The organism is Microvirga thermotolerans (assembly GCF_009363855.1).
Classification (GTDB): domain Bacteria; phylum Pseudomonadota; class Alphaproteobacteria; order Rhizobiales; family Beijerinckiaceae; genus Microvirga; species Microvirga thermotolerans.
The window spans coordinates 1,809,948-1,835,563 of record NZ_CP045423.1; the positions used below are offsets into that span (position 1 = coordinate 1,809,948).

Below are 25,616 nucleotides of genomic sequence, written 5' to 3' on the forward strand. Positions count from 1 at the left end.
TGCGGTCTCTCGAAGGACCCTGCCGGAGAGATTAGAGCATCCCGGCCGCAAGGGTACCGGGTTGCGCACAGGAAAATCCCCTCAGGCGGGCAGGGCGGCCGGCGGCCCACCCCGCTTCTTCGCAGGCGCGAAAGGCCTTGAGGCCCAGGGATCGCGCCGTTATAAGCGCCGCACTTTCCCATTTGCTTCGCAAAGAGTGAGTTTCATGGCCATCGAGCGCACCTTCTCCATCATCAAGCCCGACGCGACCGAGCGGAACCTGACCGGCGCCATCAACGCCCTCATCGAGAAATCCGGGCTGCGCATCGTGGCCCAGAAGCGCATTCTCATGTCCCGCCGGGAGGCCGAGACCTTCTACGCGGTTCACAAGGAGCGCCCCTTCTTCGGCGAGCTCGTGGACTTCATGACCTCCGGCCCGGTCGTCGTGCAGGTGCTCGAGGGCGAGAACGCAGTCGTCCGCTATCGCGAGATCATGGGCGCCACCAACCCGGAGAGCGCCGCCGAGGGCACGATCCGCAAGCTCTATGCCAAGTCCATCGGCGAGAACTCGGTCCACGGCTCCGACAGCCAGGAGAACGCCAAGATCGAGATCGCCCAGTTCTTCTCGGGCAACGAGATCGTCGGCTGATCCGCCTTTTCGGGCAACGACGCGATCCCCGGGCTGGTCCCGGGGATTTTTTGTTTCCCGGCTGCGTCGCGCCTCCCGCGCGTCGCCCGCGAGAAGCGCGCTTCCCAAGCGGACGGACTTGTCCGAAGATGCCTCGCCATGAATCAGAGCCCGCGCATCGAGCGTCGCCCCTCCGTCTGCCCGCATGACTGCCCGTCGACCTGCTCCCTCGACGTGGAGGTGATCGACGGGCGCTCCATCGGGCGCGTGCACGGTGCCAGGAGCAACAGCTACACGGCGGGGGTGATCTGCGCCAAGGTCGCCCGCTATGCGGAGCGCATCCACCACCCGGAGCGGCTGCTTTACCCCATGCAGCGCACGGGCCCGAAAGGATCCGGGCAGTTCGAGCGCATCTCCTGGGACGAGGCGCTGGATGCGGTCGCCGAGGCCTTTCTCCGGGCCGAGGCCGGGTTCGGCCCGCAATCCGTCTGGCCCTATTACTACGCGGGCACCATGGGCTACGTGATGCGCGACGGCATCAACCGCCTGCGCAACGTGAAGAGATATTCCGGCCAGTATTCCACCATCTGCACGGCGACCGCCTATACGGGCTTCGTGGCGGGCACGGGCAGGCTCGCGGGCCCCGACCCGCGCGAGATGGCGAAGGCGGACTGCGTGGTGATCTGGGGCACGAACGCGGTGCACACCCAGGTCAACGTGATGACGCACGCCCTGCGCGCCCGCAAGGAACGCGGCGCCAAGATCGTCGCCATCGACATCTACATGAACGCCACCATGAAGCAGGCGGACATGGCGCTGCTCGTGAAGCCAGGTACCGATGGCGCGCTTGCCTGCGCGGTGATGCACGTGCTGTTCCGGGACGGCTATGCGGACCGCGCCTACCTTGCGCGCTATACCGACCGTCCGGAGGAGTTCGAGGCCCATCTGCAGAGCCGCGATCCGCATTGGGCGGCCGCGATCACGGGCCTGAGCGTCGAGGAGATCGAAGCCTTCGCGCAGCTCGTGGGCGAGCGCCGCCGCACCTATTTCCGCCTCGGCTTCGGCTTCGCGCGCCAGCGCAACGGCACCGTGAACATGCACGCGGCCTCCTGCATCCCGGCCGTCACGGGGGCATGGCAGTACGAGGGCGGCGGCGCCTTCCACAGCAACGGCGCGATCTATCGCTGGAACAAGACGATGATCGAGGCGCTCGACGTCGCCGACACGACCGTGCGCCGGCTCGACCAGTCCCAGATCGGCCGCGTCCTCACCGGCGACGCGGAGGCGCTGTTCCACGGGCCGCCCGTCAAGGCCATGCTGATCCAGAACACCAACCCGGTCTCCGTCGCCCCGGAGCAGGAGCTGGTGAAGAAGGGCTTCGCCCGCGAGGACCTTTTCGTGTGCGTGCACGAACAGTTCATGACCGAGACCGCGCTCATGGCGGACATCGTGCTGCCCGCGACCATGTTCATGGAGCACGACGACCTTTATTCGGCGGGCGGGCACCAGCATTTCCAGCTCGGTCCCAAGCTCGTGGAGCCGCCGGGGGAATGCCGCTCCAACCACGAGGTGATCCGCGCCATCGCCCGGCGCGTCGGCGCGTCGCATCCCGGCTTCGAGATGGAGCCGCGCGAGCTGATCGACTGGACCCTGAGGCATTCCGGCTGGGGATCCATCGAGGACCTGGAGCGCGAGGTGCACAGGGACGTGCAGCCCGCCTTCCGCGAGGCGCATTACCTCGACGGCTTCGCCTATCCGGACGGCCGATTCCGCTTCAAGCCGGACTGGACGCGCATTCCCTCGGGCAACAACGGGCCCATGGGGCCGTGGACCGCGCTCCCCGCCTTTCCCGACCATTGGCCCGTGACGGAGGAGGCGACCGGCGAGCATCCGTTCCGCCTCGCCACGAGCCCGGCCCGGAACTTCCTGAACTCCTCCTTCAACGAGACCCCGACCTCGCGGGCGAAGGAGGGGCGGCCGGAGGTGATGATCCATCCCCTCGACGCGGCGCCGTTCGCCATCGCGGACGGGGACTGGGTGGTCCTCCGGAACCGGCGCGGCGAGGTGTATCTGCGCGCGCGCCTCTTCGACGGTGTGCGCCGCGGGGTGCTGATCGCGGAAGGCATCTGGCCGAACGCGGCGCATCCCTACGGGCGCGGCATCAACACGCTCACCGGCGCGGATCAGGTCGCGCCCTACGGTGGCGCCGCGTTCCACGACAACCGGGTGGCGCTGGCGAAGGCGGAGCCGGGGCGCGGCTTCCCGCTGCCGGAGGCCGGTGCGGCGGAGGCGGAGCCCGCCGTTGTCTAAGTCTTAAGGCTATTGCCGGGCGCCCCTTGACCGTGGCGGAGCGAGCCTATCCTTAAGCTTGATCGTTTCCTTCCTTCAGGAGCCCCCATGAGAGCCGTTCTCCGTCCGGTGCTGGCCGCCATCGCCATCGCCGCCTCGACCCATGCCGCCCTTGCCGCCGCCTCCAACATGCCGACCCAGTACCAGCCGGACCCGGCCCTCAAGACGGCGAGCATGGGCGAGCTGCAGTCCCGCGTGCGCCAGGCCTGCGCCGTGACCCAGGCGCGGATGCAGAACGTGAGCGAGCTCTCCATGTCGCGGAAATGCGACTGCTATGCGGGCCGCACCATGCGCGCCCTGAGCGCCGACGAGGTGCAGGCCTACCGCGATACCGGCGTGTTCAACGAGACCGCCCGCGCCAAGGCCCTTGGAGCGCTGGACGCCTGCAAGCTGCCGCGGCCGCAGATGTAAGGGGCGTCCGCCCAGCATCGCGATGGGGCGAGGGCCTGCGTCTCGATGCACATGGATGCGCCGCTCTTCTCCCTCTCCCGGTTGGGGAGAGGGGCGGGGAGGGGAAGTGCCGTTCCGGATAGAGCATTTTCAGGAGAAGTGGAAACCGGTTTTCGCTGGCGCGGCCCTCCGGGTCCGTCCGAAAATGCGGCAAACCAAGAGCTTCGGAGCGGAGTGCGATTCTGTTGAAGCGCAATCCGCTCTAGACTTGCAATTCCCGAGCCGGTGCCTCGTGCCGGCCTCTCCTCCCCATCCTGCCGCAACGGCAACCGCGTTGCAGGGCGGCCGAGCCTCAACGGGGCGAACGCAATGCCCCGTCGGCGCTCCAGCCTTCCGCGAACACGACCCGTCCGCCGTCGAGCCGCGCGCGGCCCTCGCAGATCATGCGCAGGGCCTGGGGGTAGAGCAGGTGCTCCTGCGCCAGGACCCGGACCGCGAGGCTGTCCTCCGTGTCGCCGGGGACGACCGGCACGGCCGCCTGGGCGACGATGGGCCCGGCATCCAGCTCCGGCACGACGAAATGCACCGTGCAGCCGTGCACCAGCACGCCTTCTTCCAGAGCGCGCCTATGGGTGTGCGTGCCGCGGAAGAGCGGCAGGAGGGAGGGATGGATGTTGATCATCCGGCCTTCCCAGCGCCCCACGAACCAGGAGGTGAGCACACGCATGAAGCCCGCGAGGCAGATGAAGTCGATGGCGCGCTCGCGGAGGGCCGCATCGAGGGCCTGCTCGAAGCTCTCGCGGGTGGAATAGGCCTTGTGGTCGATGGCGAGGGCCTCGATCCCGGCCGCTCTCGCGCGCTCCAGCCCGCCCGCGTCCGGCCGGTTCGACAGAACGAGCGCGATCTCGCCCGGGAAGTCGGCACCGCGCGCCGCTTCGATGAGCGAGACCATGTTGGAGCCGCGCCCGGAGATCAGGATGGCGATGCGGCGGCAGGTCATGGGAGCGCCAGGCGTCCCGCGGTTGCGACCCGCTCGCCGCCCTCGTGGGCGATGGTCTCGCCGATCCGCACCGGATTCTCGCCGGCCTCGCGCAGCCGCGCCGCGACGGCGTCGGCTTGGTCGGCCGCCGCGACCGCGATCATGCCGATGCCGCAATTGAAGGTGCGCAGCATCTCGGCCTCCGCGACCCCGCCGGTCGCCGCCAGCCAGCCGAAGACCGGCGGGACGGGAATGGCGTCGAGGTCGAGCCGCACGCCGATGCCTTCGGGCAGGACACGGGGAATGTTGTCGGGAAAGCCGCCGCCGGTGATGTGGCAGAGCGCGTTGATGCCCCCGCCGGACCGGAGGGCGGCAAGGAGGCTCTTCACGTAGATCCGGGTCGGTTCGAGGAGGGCCTGGGCGAGGCTGCGCTCCGGCGCGAAGGGCGCGGGCGCGTCCCAGGCGAGGCCCGACACCTCGACGATCCGGCGCACGAGGGAGAAGCCGTTGGAGTGGACGCCGGAGGAGGGAAGGCCGATGAGGACGTCCCCGGCCGCGACCGCCTTCGGCAGCAGGGTGCCGCGCTCGGCGGCGCCGACGGCGAAGCCCGCGAGGTCGTAGTCGCCCCGGGCGTAGAGCCCCGGCATTTCGGCGGTCTCGCCGCCGATGAGCGCGCATCCCGCCAGCCGGCAGCCATCGGCGATGCCCTTCACGATGGCGACGCCGACCTCCGGCTCCAGCTTGCCAGTCGCGAAATAGTCGAGGAACAGGAGCGGCTCGGCCCCCTGGACCACGATGTCGTTCACGCACATGGCCACGAGATCGATGCCGATGGTGTCGTGGATGCCGGTGTCGATGGCGATCTTCACCTTGGTGCCGACCCCGTCGTTGGCGGCCACCAGGATCGGATCCTTGAACCCGGCGGCCTTCAGGTCGAACAGCCCCCCGAACCCGCCGATCTCCGCATCGGCCCCCGGCCGGCGCGTGGCGCGCACCAGAGGCTTGATCCGGTCGACCATGGCATTGCCCGCGTCGATGTCGACGCCCGCCTGGGCATAGGTGAGCCCGTCCCGCTTCTTCTCGCTCATCGGCATTCCCCGTCCATGCGGGGCAGTAAGGCGAGAGGGGGCCGAAAGGCAAGGGGGTTTCTGAGCCGGAGTTCCGATCCGCCGCGGCCCGCGCCTACGGCTCCAGCCCGGGAGACGCGTTCCGGACGCGCGGCGAGCGGAAACGAGGAGGGCCGGGACATCCCGGCCCTGGCCGTCGACGAAGATCTTGCCCTTCCAGGCCCCGGTTGCCTGCTCCGGAAGGGGCAGTCTGCCTCCGGCACCTTAACGTCCGAAGATGCCCTTGAAGAACTGGGCCACCTTGTTGTGCTTCTTCTTGCGGTCCACGTCGGCCTGGCTCTTGACCCAGGCGATCTGAACCACCCGGCGCTCGCCCACGAAGGGCCGGTGGCCGTGCCAGGAATTGTCGGAGCGGAGGAAGGCGAACATGGTGCCCATGGTGGGCGGCACCTCGAGCGCGTAGGGCTCGAAGTTCTGGCCGTCGTAGAGGACCCGCAGGCGGCCGCCGTCGCCCTGGTTCCACTCGTCGTTCATGTAGACGAGCATGGTCATGACCTTGGACGGGCCGTCGGTGTGGATCGCGCCGTATTTCGGCTGCGACCGCTTCATGATGGTGGTCAGGCGCGGGTACTGGTGCAGGTTGAGGCCGAACTTCTTCGACAGCTCCTCCGTCAGCTCCGGGCCCTCCAGCTCTTCGATCAGGGTCTTGAAGCGGCCGTGGAGCTTCACCTCGTCCACGGTGAGGTAGCCGGGCTTCTCGATATCGGGGAAGTCGCGCCGCAGGTCGTCGATGACGTCCGCCTTGAGAAGATGATCCGCCAGAAGGAAGTCATAGGGCTCCTTCGAGGTCTTGGCGTTGCGGACGGCATTCAGATCGATGGTTTGCATGGAGCGCTCCCTGGCGACAAGGTTGCGAATTTCTACCCTAGTTAGAAAGAAAGGTCACCACTCTGACCAGGCCGCGCCTCCCGCGGGCGGGCGCGACGAGACGGCGCAACCGGTCCGCCGGTTGCAGGATCGCTCCCGGCAGGGTCTGCCCGTGGCCGGAACGGCCCCGGAATCATTGCGCTCTGGAAGCGACGGGCCCGGTCATTCGATCTCGATGACCGCGCTGCGCTTGAGGAGCTTGGTGAGGGCCTTCAGCCGGCCCTCCAGACGCTCGTTGGCGAGCGGCGCCATCGAGGAGGGAAGACGCAGGACGATGCGGTCGTCCTCCGCGACGAGCGGCGCCCGGGGAAGGATGCCTTCCATCGCCACGGAAATCGGATAGGCGATCCGCATGAGGGCCGCGAGAAGGCGCGCGCGCTCCATGAGCCGGGGGCCGGCAAGCGCCACGATGCGCGAGCCCACCTTGTCGGGCGACAGGCCCTCGTGGCGGAAGAAGATGGAAAGGGCGAGATAGGCCCGTCCCGGATGGTCGAGGCCGACGAAGGCGCCGTAGGCGATGAGGTTCAGGCTCTGCTCGCCCCGATAATCGGGATGGGCCCGCCAGCCGATGTCGGCGAGCAGGCAGCCCGCATGGCGCAGGCGCCGCTCGTATTCGGTCTCGGGAAGGCCGATGGATTCGATGAAGCGGCTCGTCCATTCCCACAGCTCCTCCCCATGGCGGGGAGAGCGTGAGCGGAGGAGGTTGAGGTCGCCCGCCGCCCGCAGGAGCGGGTCGAGCCGGCGCTTCTCCTGGTCGAGCTTGTCGTAGAGAAGTCCCTCGCGGACGCCGAGTGCGGAGACGGCGATCTCCCGCGGCATGCCGAGCCGGATGATCTCCTCCAGAAGGATCGCGCCGTAGGCGAGGAGCGGCCGGCGCGCCTCCGACACGCTCTCGATGTCCTTGAGCGTCTTGGCGTCCGCCTCCTCGACCAGGTGGAGGAAGTCCATGCTGTCCCGCGGGTCGATGATGTAGTTGTGCATCACGTGGAGCGGATAGCCGGTCACCGCCTGGTGCAGCCGGGCGAGGGCCCGCCAGGTGCCGCCGACCGCATAGAAGGTGCGGTCGTGGAGGCTTTCCAGCTGCCCCGCCGCCCGCTCCAGGGTGGAGCGCACGATCTTCTGCGCCTTCTTGAGGGAGCCGCCGCTCAGGTCCAGGAGCGCGAGGCCGCCGAGGGGCATCGAGACCCCTTCCCCGACCCGGTCGCCCTTCACGTCCACCAGCTCGAGGCTGCCGCCGCCCATGTCGCCCACCACGCCGTCGGGCCTGTAGAAGCCCGACACGACGCCATAGGCGGAGAGCTGCGCCTCCTTGGCGCCGGAGAGAAGCTCGATGGGGCAGCCGCAGGCGCGCTCCGCCGCCGCGAGGAAGGCCGGCCCGTTGGAGGCGTCGCGCGCCGCCGCCGTGGCGAGCACGTAGATCTCCGACACGCCCATGGTGTCGCAGAGCACCCTGAAGCGGGCGAGGGCCCGCAGCGCCCGGTCCACCGCATCGTCGTCGAGCCGCCCGGTGGTGGCCACGTGCCGTCCGAGGCCGCAGAGGACCTTCTCGTTGTAGATCGGCGTCGGCGCGCGGGAGACGCCCTCGTAGGCGACGAGGCGAACCGAGTTGGACCCGATGTCGATGATGGCGACGGGGCTGCCGATCTTGAGCCGCCCCTGCGCCTCGCTGCGCTGCGTGAGCACCATCGTCAGCGCAGCCCCCGCTTGGCGAGCGCCCTGGGGCTCGACGTCTTGAGGGACTTGCCTCGTCCGGACAGGCTGGGATTCGTCATGAAGTACCTGTGGGCGTTGAACGGCTCCTCGCCCTTGGCGGGGGCGATGCGGCGGCTCGTGCCGTCGGAGAGCACCATCCAGCTCTGCTCGTTGTCGAGAAGGTTGGCGAGCATGATCTGGTCGAGGACCTGCTGGTGGACCGTCGGGTTGAGGATCGGGAGCAGCGCCTCGACCCGGCGGTCGAGGTTGCGCGGCATGAGGTCGGCGGAGGAGATGTAGACGTGCGCCTTCGGATTGGGCAGGCCGAAGCCGTTGCCGAAGGCGTAGATCCGGGTGTGCTCCAGGAAGCGCCCGACGATGGACTTGACCCGGATGTTCTCCGACAGGCCCTTGATGCCGGGACGCAGGCAGCAGATGCCGCGCACCACGAGGTCGATCTGCACGCCCGCGGCGCTCGCGTCGTAGAGCGCGTCGATGATCACCGGGTCCACGAGGGAGTTGCACTTGCCCCAGATCGCCGCGGGGCGCCCGGCCTTGGCGTGGGCGATCTCCTCGCCGATGTGCTGGAGCAGGCGCTGCTTCAGGTTGATGGGCGACACCGCCATGCGCTCGAGCTCCGCCGGTTCCGCATAGCCGGTGACGAAGTTGAAGATGCGCGACACGTCGCGGCCGATCACCGGGTCGGCGGTGAAGAAGGACAGGTCCGTGTAGATGCGGGCGGTGATGGGGTGGTAGTTGCCCGTGCCCACGTGGCAGTAGGTGATGAGCTGGCCGCCCTCGCGGCGCACCACCATCGACAGCTTGGCGTGGGTCTTCAGCTCGATGAAGCCGAACACCACTTGGGCGCCCGCGCGCTCCAGGTCGCGCGCCCAGCGGATGTTGGCCTCCTCGTCGAAGCGCGCCTTCAGCTCGACTAGGGCGGTCACCGACTTGCCCGCCTCCGCCGCCTCGGCGAGGGCGGCGACGATGGGCGAGTTCGACGAGGTGCGGTAGAGGGTCTGCTTGATGGCGACCACGTTCGGGTCCCGCGCCGCCTGATGCAGGAACTGCACGACCGCGTCGAAGGATTCGTAAGGATGATGGACGATGATGTCCTTCTCGCGGATCGCGGCGAAGCAATCCCCGCTGTGCTCGCGGATGCGCTCGGGAAAGCGCGGGTTGTAGGGCTTGAACTTGAGGTCCGGCCGGTCGAGGCTCACGAGCTGCGACAGGTCGTTGAGGCCAAGCATGCCGTCGACCACGAACAGCTCGTCCTCGGCGATCTCCAGCTCCTCCACCACGAACTGCCGGAGGTCCTCCGCCATCGCCGCCTCGGCCTCGAGGCGGATCACGCTGCCCCTGCGGCGGCGCTTGAGGGCCGTCTCGAAATGCCGGACGAGGTCCTCCGCCTCTTCCTCGACCTCGATGTCGGAGTCGCGGATGACCCGGAACGCTCCCTGCCCCTGCACGCTGTAGCCGGGGAAGAGGCGGCTCGTGTAGAGCACGATCATCTGTTCCAGGGCGATGAAGCGCGTCGAGCCGGTCTCCGAGAAATCCGGCAGGCGGATGAAGCGCTCGGCCTTCACCGGGAGGCGGATGAGGGCGTTCAGCACCTTCCCGTCGCTCTGGCGCACCAGCTTGAGGGCGATGGACGAGCCCAGGTTAGGGATGAAGGGGAACGGATGGGCCGGATCGATGGCGAGCGGCGTCAGCACGGGGAAGATGTGGTTGAGGAAGTAGTCCTCCAGCCACGAAGCCTCGGGTTTGGTGAGCCCCGCCCCGTCCACGAGGACGATGCCTTCCTCCTGGAGGGCGGCCCGCAGCTCGCGCCAGCGGGCCTGCTGGTCCGAGGCGAGCTTGGAGACCTCCACGGCGATCCTGGCGAGCTGCTCCTGCGGGGTCAGGCCGTCCTGCGAGGTCGTCGCGACCCCGGAGCGGACCTGCCCGCGCAGGCCCGCGACGCGCACCATGAAGAACTCGTCGAGGTTGTCCGCCGAGATGGACAGGAACCGCAGCTGCTCCAGGAGCGGATGGTTGCGGTTCGCGGCTTCCTCGAGGACGCGCCGGTTGAACTGGAGCCAGGAGAGTTCCCGGTTGATGAACCGCTGCGGGAACTGGCGCAGGATCGCCCCGTCGAACTCGATGTCCGGCGGCGCCTTGGGCGCCGGCGCCTCGCTGACGATCTCTGCCTCATCCAACACGAGCGCGCTGCGCACGTCCGCCTCCACCGTTTTCCGCGAGGTCCGTTTTGGTTTGGACTTCGTGACGGTTTCGCGACGGCCGGCTGCCGAAGGCTTCACGTCGTCTTCAATCGATCTCATCCGCGTCCCGAATGGCCCCGAGAACTTCCGATGCGATGGCGCGCGAGACGCGGCGTCCCCGACTGAGGGCCTCCTTGTCGAGGAGCGTCACCACCTCGGCCGCCTTCGTGAGCGACCGCTCGATGCGCAGAGCAATGTAGTCGACAACGCTGGTGTCGACCACCAGTTGCCGATCGACGAAGAGCTTGACCAGAACCGCCTTGAGAAGCGCGTCGTCGGGCGGCTCCAGAGAGACGGCCGTCGCGAGGCGAAGCCGCGACAGTAGGTCGGGCGTACGGATGCCCCAGGCGTCCGGCGGCGTCTCGCAGGTCATCAGCACGAAGGCCTTCCGCTCCCGGGCCAGGTTGAGCAGGTGGAACAGGGCGGCCTCGTCCCGGTCGGCCCGGTCGATGTCCTCGATCGCCAGGGCTCCGTTGGAGACGAGATGCGGAACCTTGTCGCCCGTCACCTCGAAGGCGTCCACCGTCCAGGCGCGGGCGGTCTCGGCCCAGATCGCCGCGAGATGGCTCTTGCCGCTGCCGCGCGGGCCCGTGAGCAGGAGCACCGTGTCCGGCCATTCGGGCCAGCTCTCGATGATCGCATAGGCCTGCTCGTTGGACGGGCTGACGAGAAAGTCCTCCCGGCCGAAGCGGGGGGCGAGCGGCAGGTCGAAGGCGAGCTGCTTGGGGCCCTCACGCATCGAACTCGATCCGTTTCTTGTCCGTTTCGGGACCCGGCATGAGGATCACCGGGTCCGTGCCGCGATAGAAGGGGCTTGCAAGGTACTGCCTGAGGGCGAAGCGGGCGATGACGCCGATCGCCGCCGCGAGGGGCACGGCGAGCAGCAGCCCCACGAAGCCGAACAGGGCGCCGAAGGCGAGCAGCGCGAACATCAGCCAGACCGGATGGAGCCCGACGGAATCGCCTACCAGCTTGGGGGAGAGGATGTTGCCCTCCACGAACTGGCCGAACACGAACACCCCCAGGGTCGCGAGAATCCAGGTCCAGTCGGGCCAGAACTGAACGATGGCGACGCCCAGGGACAGGATCAGGCCCGTGAGGGAACCCACATAGGGGATGAAGCTCAGGATTCCCGAGGTCATGCCGATCATGGCGCCGAAATTGAGCCCGATCAGCGACAGGCCGACCGCGTAGAACGTGCCGAGGATGATGCAGACCAGGGCCTGCCCGCGTACGAAGCCGGCGATGGCCGTGTCGATGTCCCGGGCGATGGCCCGGATCGTGTCCCTCTGACGCACCGGCATCCAGGAATCGACCGCGGCGACCATGTGGTCCCAGTCCACCAGCATGTAGAAGGCCACCACCGGCGTCACCACCAGGAGGGAGAAGATGCTGAGCAGCGCCTGCCCGCCGGACCAGAGGGACTGGATGAAGGTGCCGGCCCAGGCGATGCCCTGGCTCAGGAGGTTGCCGACGGAGGTCTGCATCTCGGAAAGCGCGCCCGCGCCGCCCAGCTTCTCGACGAGGGGCCCGCCCTGCTCGACGGCAAGCTGCTGAAGCCGGGCCACGTAGCTTGGCAGCCGCTGGACGAAGGCGCCCACCTGCTGTGCACCGAGCGGCACCACGACCACCAGAAGGACGATGAAGAGCAGGACGAAGATGATGAGGATGACGAGGCTCGCCCCGAGGCGGCCGATCCCGATGCGCTGGAGCCGGTCGGCCAGCGGGTCGAGGAGGTAGGCCAGCGCGAAGCCCGCGACGAAAGGCAGGAGCACGGTCCGCAGGACGAGGAGCAGCATCACCGTGACCGCCAGGGCCACGGTCCAGAATGCGATCTGCCTTTGGACCGTCATTGCGCCGTCCCGCCTCGTTCCGCCTCAGCCCGTCATGTGCCGGAGCCACCCTCCGAGATAGGCACCCGCCGAGGCTACGGTCAAGGCGGCCACGATCCCCATCATCGCGATCCGGACCGGCTCGGCGACCGTGACGTCGAAGGCGTTCGCGGCGAGGACGAAGGCGGCGAAGGCGATCTGCGCGCCGGTGTTGAGCTTGCTGACCAGGAGCGGCTTGATCGCCACCGGCCTGTGCATGATCCAGGACAGGAGCACGGCCCCGACGATCATCGCATCCCGGGACACGACCGCGATGGCGAGCCAGCCGGGAATGGCTCCCGCCACGGCGAGGGTGACGTAGATCGACACCAGGAGCGCCTTGTCCGCCACGGGGTCGAGATAGGCCCCGAACTCGCTGCGCATGTCGAAGTGCCGGGCGATGAAGCCGTCCGCCGCGTCGGACAGGCCCGCCGCGACGAAGAGCACGAAGGCGGCGTCGTAGTGCCCCTGCACGATCATGACGATCAGGAGGGGAACGATGACGAGCCGGGCGATGGTGATGAGGTTCGGGATGGTCATCGGACAAGATGATGGGGTGCCCGGACCTCGTCCGCAACGGCCAAGCCCGGCGGAACCCTGCCCGGGATCTGTCGCGAGCGCGAGGCGCGGCCCTGCCGTGTCCCGGGACGGACCCTCACTGCCGCCGACAGGAACGGCCGGCCGCTCAGGCCGGCGCGACGGCCCGCATCTTCACCCGCCCGCGCTCCAGCACGAGGCCGAGCTGCCCGTTCTTCAGCGCCAGGGCCTTTTCCCCGAACAGGGTCCGCCGCCAGCCGTGGAGAGCAGGGACGTCGGCCGCGTCGTTCTCGGCGATGGCTTCGAGGTCGTCCACCGTGGCGATGATCTTGGGCGCAACGCCCTCCTGCTCGGCGACCGCCTTGAGCAGCACCTTCAGGAGATCGACCACCGCGCCGGTGTTGCCGCGTCCCCGGCTGCGCTCCGGCATGGGCACCGTCGCCGGGTCGCGGGCGAGACCGCGCTCCACGGCCTCGAGAATGTCGGCCCCGGTGCGCGAGCGCTCGAACCCGTTCGGGATCGTGCGGAGGCGGCCCAGGGCCTCGACGCTGCGGGGCGCCGCGATGGCGATGTCGACGAGGGCGTCGTCCTTGAGGATGCGCCCGCGCGGCACGTCCCGGCTCTGCGCCTCCCGCTCGCGCCAGGCGGCAACCTCCATGAGCACCGCGACCTCCTTCGCCTTGCGCAGGCGCCCGGCCAGGCGCTTCCAGGCATGCTCCGGGTCGGCCTGGTAGGTCTCGGGGGAGGAGAGAATGGCCATCTCCTCCGCCAGCCAGGCGGAGCGGCCGTTCTTCTCGAGCTGGGCGGTGAGCGCCTCGTAGATCTTCACGAGATGGGTGACGTCGGAGAGGGCGTAGGTGAGCTGGGCGTCGGTGAGCGGGCGGCGGGACCAGTCGGTGAAGCGGGAGGACTTGTCGATGCGGGCCTTGGCGAGGTCGTTGGCGAGCTGCTCGTAGGAGACCGAGTCGCCGTAGCCGCACACCATGGCCGCCACCTGGGTGTCGAACAGGGGCGCTGGCACCATGCGGCCCAGGTTCCAGACGATTTCCAGGTCCTGCCGGGCGGAGTGAAACACCTTGACCACGCGAGGATCGGCCATCAGCCCGAGGAAGGGCTCCAGGTCCATGTCCGGGGCCAGAGGGTCGACCAGCACGGCATCGGCCGGGTCGGGACCTGCCATCTGGATCAGGCAGAGCCGGGGGTAATACGTGGTCTCGCGCAGGAATTCCGTGTCGACGGTCACGAAGGGATGGGCGGCGAGGCGCTCGCAGGCCCTGCGGAGATCGGCGGTCGTAGAGATCAAGTCCATGGGGAAGGGTTTTTAGCGGAGTGCGAGCGATCCCGCGACACCTGTTCTTTAGAACGGGAGCACAGCCGGGGCAAGGATGAGGGATTCGGCCCCGCCGGGGCGGGAGCGCCGCCCGCTCCCGTTGCGGAGGGTGAGACCGGCCTATGCCGCCCCCGTCGCATCCGCCAGACCCGGCGAGGTGTCGATGAAGGCGAGCGAGCCGGCATCCGTCGTGCCGGCGACCCGCCCGTCGCGAAGGACCACGATGCGGTCGGCGGCGCGAATCGTATCGGGACGGTGGGCGATCACGACGCGCGTGATCCTCAGCTGCGCCAGCGCCCGGTTGACCTCCCGCTCCTTGTCGATGTCCAGGCTCGAGGTGCCCTCGTCCATGAAGAGGATCTTCGGCCTGCGATAGAGGGCGCGCGCCAGGAGGACGCGCTGGCGCTGGCCTCCGGAGAGGATCGTGCCCATGTCGCCGACGAGGGTGTTGTAGTTCATCGGCATGGCCATGATCTCGTCGTCGATCCCGGCCAGCCCGGCGCATGCGCGCATCCAGTCGAGGTCGGGAGCCGCTTCGAAGAAGGAGATGTTCTCCGCCAGGGTCCCCGACAGGAGATGATCGTCCTGCATGACGACGCCGACACGGTCCCGGAAGGCGCGGATCCCCACGTGATCGAGCGGCATCCCGTCCACGAGCACCGTTCCCGTCCGCGGCCTGAACAGGCCGAGCATGATCTTGAGAAGGGTCGTCTTGCCGCCGCCCGAGGGCCCGGTGATCGCCACGAACTCCCCGGGCTCGATCCTGAGGCTGGCGCCCGACAGGACGTCGGGTTCCGTGTCCGCATATCGGTAGGTGACGTCCCGGAGTTCGATCCCGCCCTCGATCGGCCGCTCCACGAGTCCGTGCGCTCCATGGCCGGGCTCCTTCTCGGTCAGGGCGATGTCGGACAGGCGGGACACGTAGAGGTCCAGAAGCCGGTACTGGGCCGTCATCTCGATCAGGCTGGTGGCCTTGTCGAGGAACTGCTGCTTGTAGGACATGAAGGCATAGAGCATCCCGACGCTCATGTCGCCCGCCATGACGGCGCGCGCGCCCAGATAGACCACGAGGACGTTCTCGAGCCCGTAAAGCAGCTGATTGGCCGTGGAGAAGCCGATCGAGAGGCGGTTCTGCCGCATCCCCTTGTTGATCATGTCGGCGTAGCGGTTCTGCCAGAGGGCCTCCCGGTCGGGCTCGCGGCCGAAGATCTTGATGCTCTGGATGGCCCGGACCGTTTCGATGAAGGTCGTATCCTCCTTCGCCCCGGCCTCGATCGCCTCCTCCTGCGCCTGGCGGAGGACGCGGTACGATACCAGCCGCAGCAGGGCGTAGAGCGCGAGGGCGGCGAAGACGACCGCGGAAAGGGCGGGGCTGTAGACGAGGATCATCGTGAGCGTCAGAACCGCCATGAGGCCGTCGACGGCCGCCTCGATGAGCCCCTGCGAGAAGAGGTTCTGAATCGGGACCGTGGCGCCGAACCGGGAGACGATGTCGCCGATATGCCGCTTCTCGAACCATTCGAGCGGCAGGCGCAGAAGGTGGTGGAAGAGATTCGCGCTCATCTGGAAGTTGAGCGCGTTTCCGAGGAACATCAGGACCTGGGCGCGGAGCCACGACGCGCCCACGTTGATGAGCAGCAGAAGCGTGAAGCCGATGGCAAGCGCGCCCAGGAGGCCCGTGTCCCCCTTCATGACGGCCTCGTCCACGACGAGCTGCATGTAGAAGGGGCTCGCCAGGGTGACGAGCTGAAGGATCGCCGTCAGAACGAGCGCCTGTCCGAGGGCCCGGTTCATGCCTGCCAGACGCCCCCAGAACGCGGAGAGCGGCAGCTTGGCGGTTTCCTTCTTCCTCTCGAAGCCGCTAGTCGGCGTCAGTTCGAGGGCGACCCCGGTGAAATGCCTGCCGGCCTCCTCCAGGGTGCAGGTGCGGATGCCGAAGGCCGGATCGTGGATGACGATCCGCCGGCCCTTCACAGCCTTCAGCACCACGAAATGGCTCATGTCCCAGTGCAGGATGCACGGGGTCCTGATCGCGCCCAGCTGCTCGGGCTCCAGTCGCAGGCCGCGCCCGGTCATCCCGATGCGCTGCGCCAGCCCGAGGATGTCCCGGAGGGTCGTCCCCTTCAGGGACACGGAGAACTTGCGCCGCAGCCCGATCAGGTCGATCTCGTAGCCGTGATAGGTCGCGATCATGGCGAGGCAGGCAAGCCCGCATTCCGCCGCCTCGGACTGCATGAGCATCGGAAGGCGCGGGCCGCCCGCGAAATCGATCTTCTCGAGGACGTTCACATGCGCCCCCGGATGCTGAAGAGCGGTTCGAGGAGCCAGGCGAGGAGGGAGCGCTCCGCGAGGACGATGTCCGCCTGCACGGACATGTCGGGCTGGAGGGGGACCTGACGCCCGAAGGCCTGGATCCTCTGCTGCCTGAGACGTGCGGTGACGCGATAGGACGGCTCCCTGAGAGCGACCTTGCCGAACACCTCGTTGGGCGCCAGGACGACCTGCGAGACCGTTTCGACGACGCCCTCCTGGCTGCCGAACTGCTGATAGGGGAAGGCGTCCAGCATCAGGCGAACCGGCTGGCCCGGCTGCACGAACCCGATGGCCCGGCTCGGGACGAAGAGCTCGGCCCGCAATTCCGTCCCTTCCGGCACGAGGGTGAGGAGAGGGCGGTCGGAATCGACGATCTGGCCGGGGGCGACCTGCAGGGCCGTCACCCGGCCCGCGACGGGCGCCCTGACGACCTGCGCCCCGCGCGCCTCGATCTCGGCCCGTTCCCGCTCCCGCTCGGCGAGACTCAGGCGCAGCTGGGACAGGCGCTCGCCCGCCTGCACGGGAAGCTGCTCGCGCTGCAGTTGCGCCTGCTCGAGATCGCGCGCGATGGCGGCCTGCTGCCGGTCGAGCTCGGCGAGAGTCTGACGGGCAGAGAGGAGGACCCCCTCCTGCTCCTGAAGGGCGACCTTCGTCCCGTTTCTCCTCTGATAGAGCTCGGCGAGGGTCTGCCGGCGCTCCTCCGCGGCCACGATGCGCTGAGCCTGGATAGCCCTTTGCACGGCGACGGCCTCCAGCTGCGCCCGGATGCTCTGGATCGACGCATCCAGACGGACGGCCTCGTTCGCGACCCGCGCGGGGTCGGACGCGATCTGCTCCTTGATGAGCGCGATTTGGGCGTCCAGATGGGTCAGAAGGGTCGCGCCGAGCGTGCGGCCGCCTTCCAGGCCCTGTTGCGCAGCGACGGTGAAAAGGATCTGGCCGGCCACGACATGGTCGCCCTCGCGCACGTCGAGGTCCGTCAGAACCCCTCCGCGCTGAGCCGAAACCCGGACGACGCCAGCCTGCGAGACGAGGATGCCCGTAGCCGTCTCCTTGCGGGCATATCCGGCCGTCGCGATGAAGGCGACCAGCATCCCCGTCGCGGCAAGGAGGAATCCCCCGAGCAGCCGCCATGACAACGGGGCGGCCGGCATGGAGGCCGCCGTGTGCTCGCGTCCCGTAAGAACCTGTGACCGGAATAACTGGTGCTTCAAAGTCAGGAACTGCCCTTAAATGTGAAACTTAGTTTCACAGACGGGGCGGTTTGACAAGACGCGGGGACGACGGGGAAGGCGGCACAGGCCTCACGGAAGATTGCGCAGCTGCAAGAAATCCGACCGTGCCGGCAGTGCGGCAGAGCACATGGCTGGCGCATATTTCTTGCAGATCTGCAAGCTCGCCTTGCAGAGTTCACATGTGAATTGTTCCGAGCTAAACCAGAGGTTGGTGGGAATAAGAAATGTTATCACGTCTTATTTCTTGAGCTTTGGGCCCATGAGGAACAAAGCTCTTTTGGAGGATTACAAGATGAAAATCGCGATTTCCGAGCTGCATCCGGACGATCTGGAGCGTGTATCTGGAGGGATGATGCGCATCCCGCTTGATGTCTATCTCTCCTTGTATGGCGGTGTCAGCTATGGAGGCTCGGGAGGCAATACTTCGACCGGTATCGGAGCGGGTGGGCTCAAGAACGCCCCGGTCTCCAGCACGCCACCGAGGCAGAATCCCGTCGTGTCGCGCTATGCAAGAATGCCCAGGGGCGGAATGTCCGCCTGGGATTATGTGACAAGCCCTGATTCATGGTCGTTCAGGCCGTAACGCCAGCTGAGGAGGGGCTGGGACTGCTGCTTTGCGGCTGCAATCCCAGCTTCCAGCACGCATTCTGCTCCGTGAGCATGGGCGGGGGCTTTATTTTGCAACTGTCGTCAACTTGCGACGCTCTTTCGCCTGCCGCTCCGCCCGCTTCATGAGCCAATCGATGATATTCCTGTCCACGACGAGCCCGGTCTCGGCGTCGACGAGGCGCTCGATCCGGTCGGCTCTGAAGCCCCGGTAGCCGTCGTCGGCCATGTCGATGCCGCCCAGGATCGTCTTGCCGGGACCGACCTTCAGCTCACGCGCGATGATCCAGCGCCGGCTCGGGTTGCCGGCCTGATCCGTATAGTGAAGCTCCAGCGCGCCCTCCATGGGATAGACGTGCCACGCCCCCTCCGTCCGCTCCTCTACGGGAGCGTTCCGGGCCGGCCTCAGCAGCGATGCGACATGAGCGGGAATCATGGATAGCATATGGCGATTCATGTTTTGTTCTTCAAGATTCCGGGTGCTGGCCGGAGACGATTTTTGGCCCGGGCCGGGCCGGTGAAAATGACCGTTCCGCCTTGACATCCCGAGGCCCGCATGAATGTTGCGCCTTTGATCCGAACCGCTTCCCTTCAGCAGGCTTCCATGTCCGCCTCCATGCACCGTTATCGCTCCCACACCTGCGGCGCCCTCCGCGAATCCGATGTCGGCCAGGTCGCCCGCCTGTCCGGCTGGGTGCACCGCATCCGCGACCACGGCGGGGTGCTCTTCATCGACCTGCGCGACCATTACGGGATCACCCAGTGCGTCGTGGATCCCGACTCGGCCGCCTTCGGGCTGGCCGAGACCGTGCGCTCGGAATGGGTGGTGCGGATCGACGGCAAGGTGCGCAAGCGCCCGGCCGGGACGGAGAACCCGGACCTGCCGACCGGCATGGTCGAGGTCTACATCACCGACATGGAGGTGCTCGGCCCGGCCGAGGAGCTGCCGATGCCCGTCTTCGGCGACCAGGAATACCCCGAGGAGACGCGCCTCAAGTACCGCTATCTCGACCTGCGCCGGGAGAGGCTGCACAACAACATCATGAAGCGCGGCGCGATCATCGATGCCCTGCGCCGGCGGATGAAGGAGAGCGGCTTCTTCGAGTTCACGACGCCGATTCTCACCGCCTCCTCGCCCGAGGGCGCGCGCGACTTCCTGGTGCCCTCGCGCATCCATCCCGGCCGCTTCTACGCGCTGCCGCAGGCGCCGCAGCAGTACAAGCAGCTCATCATGATCTCCGGCTTCGACCGGTATTTCCAGATCGCGCCCTGCTTCCGCGACGAGGATCCGCGCGCCGACCGGCTTCCGGGCGAGTTCTATCAGCTCGACGTGGAGATGAGCTTCGTCACGCAGGAGGACGTGTTCCGCACCATGGAGCCGGTGATCCGCGACACCTTCAAGGAGTTCGCGGACGGCAAGCCGGTGACGGAGGTCTTCCCGCGCATTCCCTATGCCGAGGCGATGCTCAAGTACGGCTCCGACAAGCCGGACCTGCGCAACCCGCTCGTCATCGCCGACGTGTCGGAGGTGTTCGCCCGCGAGGACGTGACGTTCAACGCCTTCAAGAACGTCATCAAGTCCGGCGGCGTCGTGCGCGCCGTCCCGGCCCCGGGCGCCGCCGCGCAGCCGCGCTCCTTCTTCGACAAGCTCAACGAATGGGCCCGTTCCGAAGGTGCGCCCGGCCTCGGCTACGTCGTCTTCGAGGAGGAGGGCGGACAGGTGACGGGCAAGGGGCCCATCGCCAAGTTCATTCCCGAGGCGGCGCAGGCGGCTCTCCGCGAGGCGGCCGGCGTGAAGGCGGGCGATGCGGTGTTCTTCTCCGCTGGAGTCGAGGACAAGGCGGCCGCGCTTGCCGGCAAGGCCCGCGTGCGCATCGGCGACGAGCTGTCCCTGAGCGACAAGGACCAGTTCGCCTTCGCCTGGATCACCGACTTCCCGCAATACGAGTGGAACGAGGACGAGAAGAAGATCGACTTCTCCCACAATCCCTTCTCCATGGCCAACATGGACCATGATGCCTTCATGGCCCTCGACCCCTCGGACAAGGAGCGGATCCTCGGGATCACGGCGCTCCAGTACGACATGGTCTGCAACGGCTACGAGATGGCCTCGGGCTCGATCCGCAACCACCGTCCCGACCGGATGGTGAAGGCCTTCGAGATCGCCGGCTACGGCGAGAAGGAGGTCATGGAGCGGTTCGGCGGCATGTACCGCGCGTTCCAGTACGGCGCGCCGCCCCACGGCGGCATGGCGGCCGGCATCGACCGCATCGTCATGCTGCTCTGCGGCGCGCAGAACCTGCGCGAGATCACTCTCTTCCCCATGAACCAGCGGGCCGAGGACCTGCTGCTCGGCGCGCCCACCGAGGTGACGGCCAAGCAGCTGCGCGAGCTCCACATCCGGCTCAACCTGCCGGAGAAATGAGCAGCGCCCCGCGCGACCGGGATACGCCCGTGGTCACCGCCATCGTCGTCGCCTTCGACAGCGCCCATGCGCTGCCGGACTGCCTCGGCGCGCTGCGGGGAGAGGGCGTGCCCGTGATCGTGGTGGACAACGCCTCGGGGGATGCCAGCGCCGCCGTCGCGGAGGCGGCGGGCGCGCGGGTTCTCCGCAATGCCCGTAACGAGGGCTACGGCCGCGCCAACAATGCGGGCGTACGGGCGGCGGAAACCGAGTTCGTCCTCGTCGTCAATCCGGACGTGACCGTCGGGGAGGGGGCCGTGGCCGCCCTCGTGGGCGCGGCGAGGCGCCATCCCGATGCCGGGCTCTTCGCGCCGAAGATCGTGGAGCCGAGCGGGCGGGTCTTCTTCCAGCCGCGCTCGCTCCTTGCGAGCCGCCTTCCCAATCCCGGCGGAAGGCTCGTCCTGCCGGAAGGGGAGGCCTGCGCGCCGTTCTTCTCCGGCGCCTGCTTTCTCATGCGCCGCGATCTCTTTCTCGAACTCGGCGGCTTCGACGAGGAGATCTTCCTGTTCTACGAAGACGACGATCTCTGCCGCAGAATCGAGGATTCGGGCAGGGCGCTCGTCTATGTCCCACAGGCCGTGGTGAAGCACGGGCGCGGCCGCTCCAGCGGATCCCGGCCGGGCCTGGTCTTCAGGTCCCGCTGGCACCAGGCCTGGTCCCGGGCCTATGTGAGCCGGAAATACGGCCTGCCGGATCCGGCGCCGGCCATGCTCGCCGTCAACGCCCTGAAGGCGCTGGGGGCGATCCTGACCTTCCGGCGCAGCCTCGTCGAGCGCTACGGCGGCTCGGCCGCCGGGGCATGGGCCTTCATGCGCGGCCGCAGCGCCCTGCGGCAGGAGGGATTGTCATGAGAATGCCGGCCTTCCTCGCCGAGGCGCCGACCCTGTCCACCGCCATCGGGCAGGAGCGGAACAACTTCACGCTCATCCGCCTGCTGCTCGCGCTGGCGGTGGTCGTTTCCCACGCCTTCAGCGTCACCACGGGCGAGGTCATGGACGAGCCGCTCGCCGCCCTGACGGGCTTCACCCTCGGCGAGCATGCGGTGAACGGGTTCTTCGCGATCTCGGGCTTCCTCGTCACCATGAGCTTCGACCGGCGCGGCTGGCGCGACTACGCTCTCGCCCGGACGCTGCGCATCGCGCCCGGCCTGATCGTCGCCACCCTCGCGGTGTCGCTTCTCCTCGGCGGCGCGATGACGCGGTTGCCGCTGACGGACTATCTCCAGAGCGAGGAGCTGCGGCGCTTCATCGGCGCGACCCTTTCGCGCTTCAAGAGCAACATCGCCCTGCCGGGCGTGTTCGAGGACAACCCTTTCCGCTTTCCCATGGGAACGGTCTGGACCCTGAAATACGAGGTGCTCTGCTATGCGGGCGTGTTCGTCCTCGGGCTGGCCGGCCTGCTGCGGTCGCGGGCGGCGTCCCTCGCCCTGGTCGCGGGGCTCGCCGTGGCGCTCGTCGGCCTCGATCTTTTCCGTCCCGGCGCTCCGAAGGGCATGGAGACGGCCCTGCGCCTGCCGCTGATCTTCGCCTTCGGCGGCGCGCTCTACGTCTGGCGCAGCCGCGCCCGCCTGTCCGGTGCGCTGGCGCTCGCCCTGTTGGCCGCCGCCGCGCTCGGCCACGGCACATTCCTCTATAAGACGCTGCTCTTCCTCGGTTCCGCCTACGGGATCCTCTGGCTGGCTCTCGCCCCTGCCGCCACGCGCTTCGGGTGGGAGCCCGGGCCCGACCTTTCGTACGGAACCTACCTCTACGGCTGGCCGGTGCAGCAGGCGCTCCATGCCCTGGTCCCTGCGGCGGGCGCCCTGGCCCTGCTCGGACCCTCCATCGTCCTGTCGCTCCTCGTCGCCGCGATCTCCTGGTACGCGGTGGAGAAGCCGGCGCTGGCCCTCAAGGCCAAGGCCCTGGGGCGGCGCACGCTCAAGACGATTGAGCCCGCAGCACCCTGACCGCCGCGATCAGCTCCCGCACCCGGTCGCTCTGGAGGAGGGGGATGAGCACCGCGATCTTCTCCCGCGGCAGGTCCCACCAGGCGGATTCGAGCAGCCCCTCGATGGTGGCTTCGTCGAAGCGGTAGCGCAGGATGCGGGCCGGGTTGCCCCCGACGATGGCATAGGGAGGCACGTCCTTCGTCACCACCGCATGGGCCGCGACGACGGCCCCATGCCCGATGGTCACGCCGGAAAGGACGATCGCCCCCGACCCCAGCCAGACGTCGTGCCCGATGGTCACGTCGCCCCGGGATGTATGGTAGTCGTCGGTCTGCGGCGCGGTCGGCCACAGGTCGCGCAGGGCCGAGAAGGGGTAGGTGGTGGCCCAGTCGGTGCGGTGGTTGCCGCCGAGCAGGATCTCCACCTTGTCCGCGAAGGAGCAGTAGCGGCCGACGGTCAGCTTCCGCCCCGATTCCGGAAAGCGGACCTTGGGCCGGCCGTAGGAGAACTCGCCGATCTCGAACCCGTAGCGGCTCACGAGACGGGCGAGGTGGAGCCGCGTCTGGTTGTGCGGGTTGCGCCAGTTCTTGAGGCGATGGCGGAGTCTCATCGGGGAAGGCCGCCTGCGGACAAGAGCGTTGACGCGGACAGGCAAGGGGCGCACAAGAGCGCCCACCTGAAACGAAGCGCGGTGGCGTGAGGAGCGTTGGGGATGGCTGAGAACATCTCGCAGGATCTGAAAACGGGCGCGATCTTCTATCATCGCAACCCGCGTCCGGGAAAGCTCGAGATCCAGCCGACGAAGCCCCTCGGCAACCAGCGCGACCTCGCCCTGGCCTATTCCCCCGGCGTCGCGGCGCCCTGCGAGGCCATCGCTGCCGACCCGGCGGAGGCGGCGAACCTGACCTCCCGGCAGAACCTCGTCGCCGTCATATCCAACGGAACCGCCGTGCTCGGCCTCGGCGACATCGGCCCGCTCGCCTCCAAGCCCGTGATGGAGGGCAAGGCCGTCCTGTTCAAGAAGTTCTCGGGAATCGACGTCTTCGACATCGAGGTGGCCGAGAAGAACGTGGACAGGCTCGTCGAGGTGATCGCCGCCCTGGAGCCGACCTTCGGCGGCATCAACCTCGAGGACATCAAGGCTCCCGAATGCTTCGAGGTGGAGGAGCGGCTCAAGGCCCGTATGGGAATCCCGGTGTTCCACGACGACCAGCACGGCACGGCGATCATCGTCGCCGCCGCGGTCATGAACGCCCTGGAGCTCGCGGGCAAGCGCATCGGCGAGGTGAAGATCGTCACCTCCGGCGCAGGCGCCGCCGCGCTCGCCTGCCTCAACCTTCTCGTGTCCCTCGGCGCGAAGCGGGAGAACATCTGGGTCACGGACATCGAGGGCGTGGTCTACGAGGGCCGCGAGGCGCTCATGGACCGGTGGAAGGCGGTCTATGCCCAGAAGACGGATGCGCGCACCCTGGCGGACGTGATCCAGGACGCGGACATCTTCCTCGGCCTCTCCGCCGGGGGCGTGCTCAAGCCGGCCCTGCTGGAGAAGATGGCGCCGCGCCCGCTGATCCTGGCCCTGGCCAACCCCTATCCCGAGATCATGCCGGAGGAGGCGGAGGCCGCCCGGCCGGACGCCATGATCTGCACCGGGCGGTCCGACTACCCGAACCAGGTCAACAACGTCCTGTGCTTCCCGTACATCTTCCGCGGCGCCCTCGACGTGGGCGCCACCACCATCAACGAGGCGATGAAGGCGGCCGCCGTGACGGCGATCGCGGGGCTTGCCCGCGAGGCCCCCTCCGAGGTGGTGGCCCGCGCCTACGGGGGCGAGGCGCATCCCTTCGGGCGCAAGTCCCTGATCCCGAGCCCGTTCGATCCGCGCCTGATCCTGCGCATCGCTCCGGCCGTGGCGAAGGCCGCCATGGAAACCGGCGTCGCCACCCGGCCGCTGGCGGATCTCGATGCCTACGCCGACTCCCTCACCCGGTTCGTCTTCCGCTCCGGTTTCGTCATGAAGCCCATCTTCGCCAAGGCGAAGGAGGCTCCGAAGCGGGTCATCTATGCCGAGGGCGAGGACGAGCGGGTCCTGCGGGCGGTCCAGGTCGTCGTGGAGGAGGGGCTCGCCCGGCCGATCCTGATCGGGCGTCCCAACGTGGTCGAGACGCGCATCAAGCGCTTCGGCCTCTCCATGGTGATCGGCCGCCACTTCGACCTCGTGAACCCCGACGACGATCCGCGCTACCGGGACTACGTCGCGACCTACGTGGAGGCGGCGGGGCGCAAGGGGATCACCCCCGATGCCGCCAAGACCCTCGTGCGCACCAACTCCACCGTCATCGGCGCCCTCGCCGTGCGGCGGGGCGATGCGGACGCGCTGATCTGCGGTCTCGAGGGCCGCTTCCAGTCGCGCCTGAAGCATATCAAGGACATCATCGGCTTCGCGCCGGGCTTCCGCGAGATGGCGGCCCTGTCCCTGGTCATCACCTCGAAGGGCGCGTTCTTCCTGGCCGACACCCACGTGCAGCCGAACCCGGACGCCGAGGCCATCGCCGACATGACCATCGCCTGCGCGAGCCATGTGCGCCGCTTCGGCCTGGAGCCGAAGATCGCCCTGGTCTCGCATTCGGATTTCGGCTCCGCGGACACCCCCTCAGCCGTCAAGATGCGCAAGGCCCTGGAATGCATCCGCGACCGCGCGCCCGATCTCGAGGTCGACGGCGAGATGCAGGCGGACGCCGCCCTCTCGGCGGCGATCCGCGAGCGTGTCTATCCCGGCTCGCGCCTGAAGGGCGAGGCGAACGTGCTCGTCATGCCGAACCTGGACGCGGCGAACGTGGCCTTCCAGTTCACGAAGATGCTGGCCGATTCCCTGCCGGTGGGGCCGATCCTGATCGGCCCGGCGAAGCCCGCGCACATCCTCACGCCCTCCGTCACCGCCCGCGGCATCGTCAACCTCACCGCCATCGCCGTGGTGGAGGCGCAGGCGGCCGAGCGGGAGCCGGCGGCCGTTTAAAGGAGTTTGGCGATCATGAACTCCGGGCGCCGCGCCGCGGCGCCGGAA

At 68.2% G+C, this 25,616-nt stretch carries 21 protein-coding genes; 8 read left to right on the forward strand and 13 right to left on the reverse strand.

Annotation, left to right across the window (positions count from 1 at the left end; translation table 11 throughout):
• Nucleotides 1-205: 205 nt before the first annotated feature.
• The 3 genes from ndk to GDR74_RS08495 all read left to right on the forward strand — a co-directional run bounded on the left by ndk (nucleotide 206) and on the right by GDR74_RS08495 (nucleotide 3,367).
• Nucleotides 206-628 carry a nucleoside-diphosphate kinase gene (gene ndk / locus GDR74_RS08485; RefSeq protein ID WP_152585901.1) on the forward strand — a complete coding sequence of 141 codons (423 nt, stop codon included), beginning with the start codon at nucleotides 206-208 and terminating at the stop codon, nucleotides 626-628.
• A gap of 138 nt (nucleotides 629-766) precedes the next feature.
• Complete coding sequence (locus GDR74_RS08490) at nucleotides 767-2,917, forward strand: molybdopterin-containing oxidoreductase family protein (RefSeq protein ID WP_152585902.1); 2,151 nt, start codon at nucleotides 767-769, stop codon at nucleotides 2,915-2,917.
• Between the two features lie 87 nt (nucleotides 2,918-3,004).
• Entirely contained in the window at nucleotides 3,005-3,367 is a 363-nt protein-coding gene (locus GDR74_RS08495; protein ID WP_152585903.1) for a hypothetical protein, read from the forward strand.
• A gap of 331 nt (nucleotides 3,368-3,698) precedes the next feature.
• On the opposite strand, the gene purN is transcribed toward GDR74_RS08495, so the two are convergent.
• From purN to GDR74_RS08550, 11 genes are all read right to left on the reverse strand, one after another.
• A complete protein-coding gene (gene purN / locus GDR74_RS08500; protein WP_152585904.1) occupies nucleotides 3,699-4,346 on the reverse strand; it encodes a phosphoribosylglycinamide formyltransferase in 648 nt (215 codons plus the stop codon).
• Nucleotides 4,343-5,413, reverse strand: a complete 1,071-nt coding sequence (gene purM / locus GDR74_RS08505; protein WP_152585905.1) for a phosphoribosylformylglycinamidine cyclo-ligase — start codon at nucleotides 5,411-5,413, stop codon at nucleotides 4,343-4,345. The genes purN and purM overlap by 4 nt, the downstream gene beginning before the upstream one ends.
• Nucleotides 5,414-5,656: 243 nt before the next feature.
• A complete protein-coding gene (locus GDR74_RS08510) occupies nucleotides 5,657-6,280 on the reverse strand; it encodes a 2OG-Fe(II) oxygenase (protein WP_152585906.1) in 624 nt (207 codons plus the stop codon).
• A gap of 201 nt (nucleotides 6,281-6,481) precedes the next feature.
• Nucleotides 6,482-8,005 (reverse strand): exopolyphosphatase, encoded by a 1,524-nt coding sequence (gene ppx / locus GDR74_RS08515; RefSeq protein ID WP_152585907.1) that lies wholly within the window; start codon nucleotides 8,003-8,005, stop codon nucleotides 6,482-6,484.
• Nucleotides 8,006-8,007: 2 nt separating this feature from the next.
• On the reverse strand, nucleotides 8,008-10,332 hold the full coding sequence (locus GDR74_RS08520; RefSeq protein WP_246180035.1) for an RNA degradosome polyphosphate kinase: 2,325 nt from the start codon (nucleotides 10,330-10,332) through the stop codon (nucleotides 8,008-8,010).
• Nucleotides 10,319-11,011 (reverse strand): P-loop NTPase family protein, encoded by a 693-nt coding sequence (locus GDR74_RS08525; RefSeq protein WP_152585908.1) that lies wholly within the window; start codon nucleotides 11,009-11,011, stop codon nucleotides 10,319-10,321. The genes GDR74_RS08520 and GDR74_RS08525 overlap by 14 nt, the downstream gene beginning before the upstream one ends.
• Nucleotides 11,004-12,125, reverse strand: a complete 1,122-nt coding sequence (locus GDR74_RS08530; protein WP_152585909.1) for an AI-2E family transporter — start codon at nucleotides 12,123-12,125, stop codon at nucleotides 11,004-11,006. Before GDR74_RS08530 ends, GDR74_RS08525 begins: the two co-directional genes overlap by 8 nt.
• 24 nt (nucleotides 12,126-12,149) lie before the next feature.
• The gene (locus GDR74_RS08535; RefSeq protein ID WP_152585910.1) at nucleotides 12,150-12,683 is read right to left on the reverse strand and encodes a CDP-alcohol phosphatidyltransferase family protein; all 534 of its coding nucleotides are present in this window, start codon (nucleotides 12,681-12,683) and stop codon (nucleotides 12,150-12,152) included.
• Nucleotides 12,684-12,828: 145 nt separating this feature from the next.
• Nucleotides 12,829-13,989 carry a ribonuclease D gene (gene rnd / locus GDR74_RS08540; protein ID WP_152585911.1) on the reverse strand — a complete coding sequence of 387 codons (1,161 nt, stop codon included), beginning with the start codon at nucleotides 13,987-13,989 and terminating at the stop codon, nucleotides 12,829-12,831.
• Nucleotides 13,990-14,130: 141 nt separating this feature from the next.
• Nucleotides 14,131-16,299, reverse strand: a complete 2,169-nt coding sequence (locus GDR74_RS08545; RefSeq protein WP_210251038.1) for a peptidase domain-containing ABC transporter — start codon at nucleotides 16,297-16,299, stop codon at nucleotides 14,131-14,133.
• The gene (locus GDR74_RS08550; RefSeq protein WP_152585912.1) at nucleotides 16,296-17,477 is read right to left on the reverse strand and encodes an HlyD family secretion protein; all 1,182 of its coding nucleotides are present in this window, start codon (nucleotides 17,475-17,477) and stop codon (nucleotides 16,296-16,298) included. The genes GDR74_RS08545 and GDR74_RS08550 overlap by 4 nt, the downstream gene beginning before the upstream one ends.
• 373 nt (nucleotides 17,478-17,850) lie before the next feature.
• Here GDR74_RS08550 and GDR74_RS08555 point away from each other — a divergent pair, with 373 nt between their 5' ends.
• Complete coding sequence (locus GDR74_RS08555) at nucleotides 17,851-18,141, forward strand: hypothetical protein (protein WP_152585913.1); 291 nt, start codon at nucleotides 17,851-17,853, stop codon at nucleotides 18,139-18,141.
• Between the two features lie 90 nt (nucleotides 18,142-18,231).
• On the opposite strand, the gene GDR74_RS08560 is transcribed toward GDR74_RS08555, so the two are convergent.
• The gene (locus GDR74_RS08560; RefSeq protein ID WP_246180037.1) at nucleotides 18,232-18,621 is read right to left on the reverse strand and encodes a hypothetical protein; all 390 of its coding nucleotides are present in this window, start codon (nucleotides 18,619-18,621) and stop codon (nucleotides 18,232-18,234) included.
• Between the two features lie 159 nt (nucleotides 18,622-18,780).
• On the opposite strand from GDR74_RS08560, the gene aspS reads away from it, so the two are divergent.
• Genes aspS through GDR74_RS08575 form a run of 3 tightly spaced genes read left to right on the forward strand, consistent with a single transcriptional unit; the run spans nucleotide 18,781 to nucleotide 22,573 of the window.
• Nucleotides 18,781-20,589, forward strand: coding sequence for an aspartate--tRNA ligase (gene aspS, locus GDR74_RS08565; RefSeq protein ID WP_152587708.1), 1,809 nt, complete (start codon nucleotides 18,781-18,783; stop codon nucleotides 20,587-20,589).
• The gene (locus GDR74_RS08570) at nucleotides 20,586-21,479 is read left to right on the forward strand and encodes a glycosyltransferase family 2 protein (RefSeq protein ID WP_152585914.1); all 894 of its coding nucleotides are present in this window, start codon (nucleotides 20,586-20,588) and stop codon (nucleotides 21,477-21,479) included. The genes aspS and GDR74_RS08570 overlap by 4 nt, the downstream gene beginning before the upstream one ends.
• 2 nt (nucleotides 21,480-21,481) lie before the next feature.
• A complete protein-coding gene (locus GDR74_RS08575) occupies nucleotides 21,482-22,573 on the forward strand; it encodes an acyltransferase family protein (RefSeq protein ID WP_152587709.1) in 1,092 nt (363 codons plus the stop codon).
• Here the strand turns inward: GDR74_RS08575 and GDR74_RS08580 are convergent.
• A complete protein-coding gene (locus GDR74_RS08580) occupies nucleotides 22,545-23,165 on the reverse strand; it encodes a CatB-related O-acetyltransferase (RefSeq protein WP_152585915.1) in 621 nt (206 codons plus the stop codon). The genes GDR74_RS08575 and GDR74_RS08580 overlap by 29 nt on opposite strands.
• Before the next feature lie 102 nt (nucleotides 23,166-23,267).
• Here GDR74_RS08580 and GDR74_RS08585 point away from each other — a divergent pair, with 102 nt between their 5' ends.
• Entirely contained in the window at nucleotides 23,268-25,568 is a 2,301-nt protein-coding gene (locus tag GDR74_RS08585) for an NADP-dependent malic enzyme (RefSeq protein ID WP_152585916.1), read from the forward strand.
• Nucleotides 25,569-25,616: the final 48 nt, after the last annotated feature.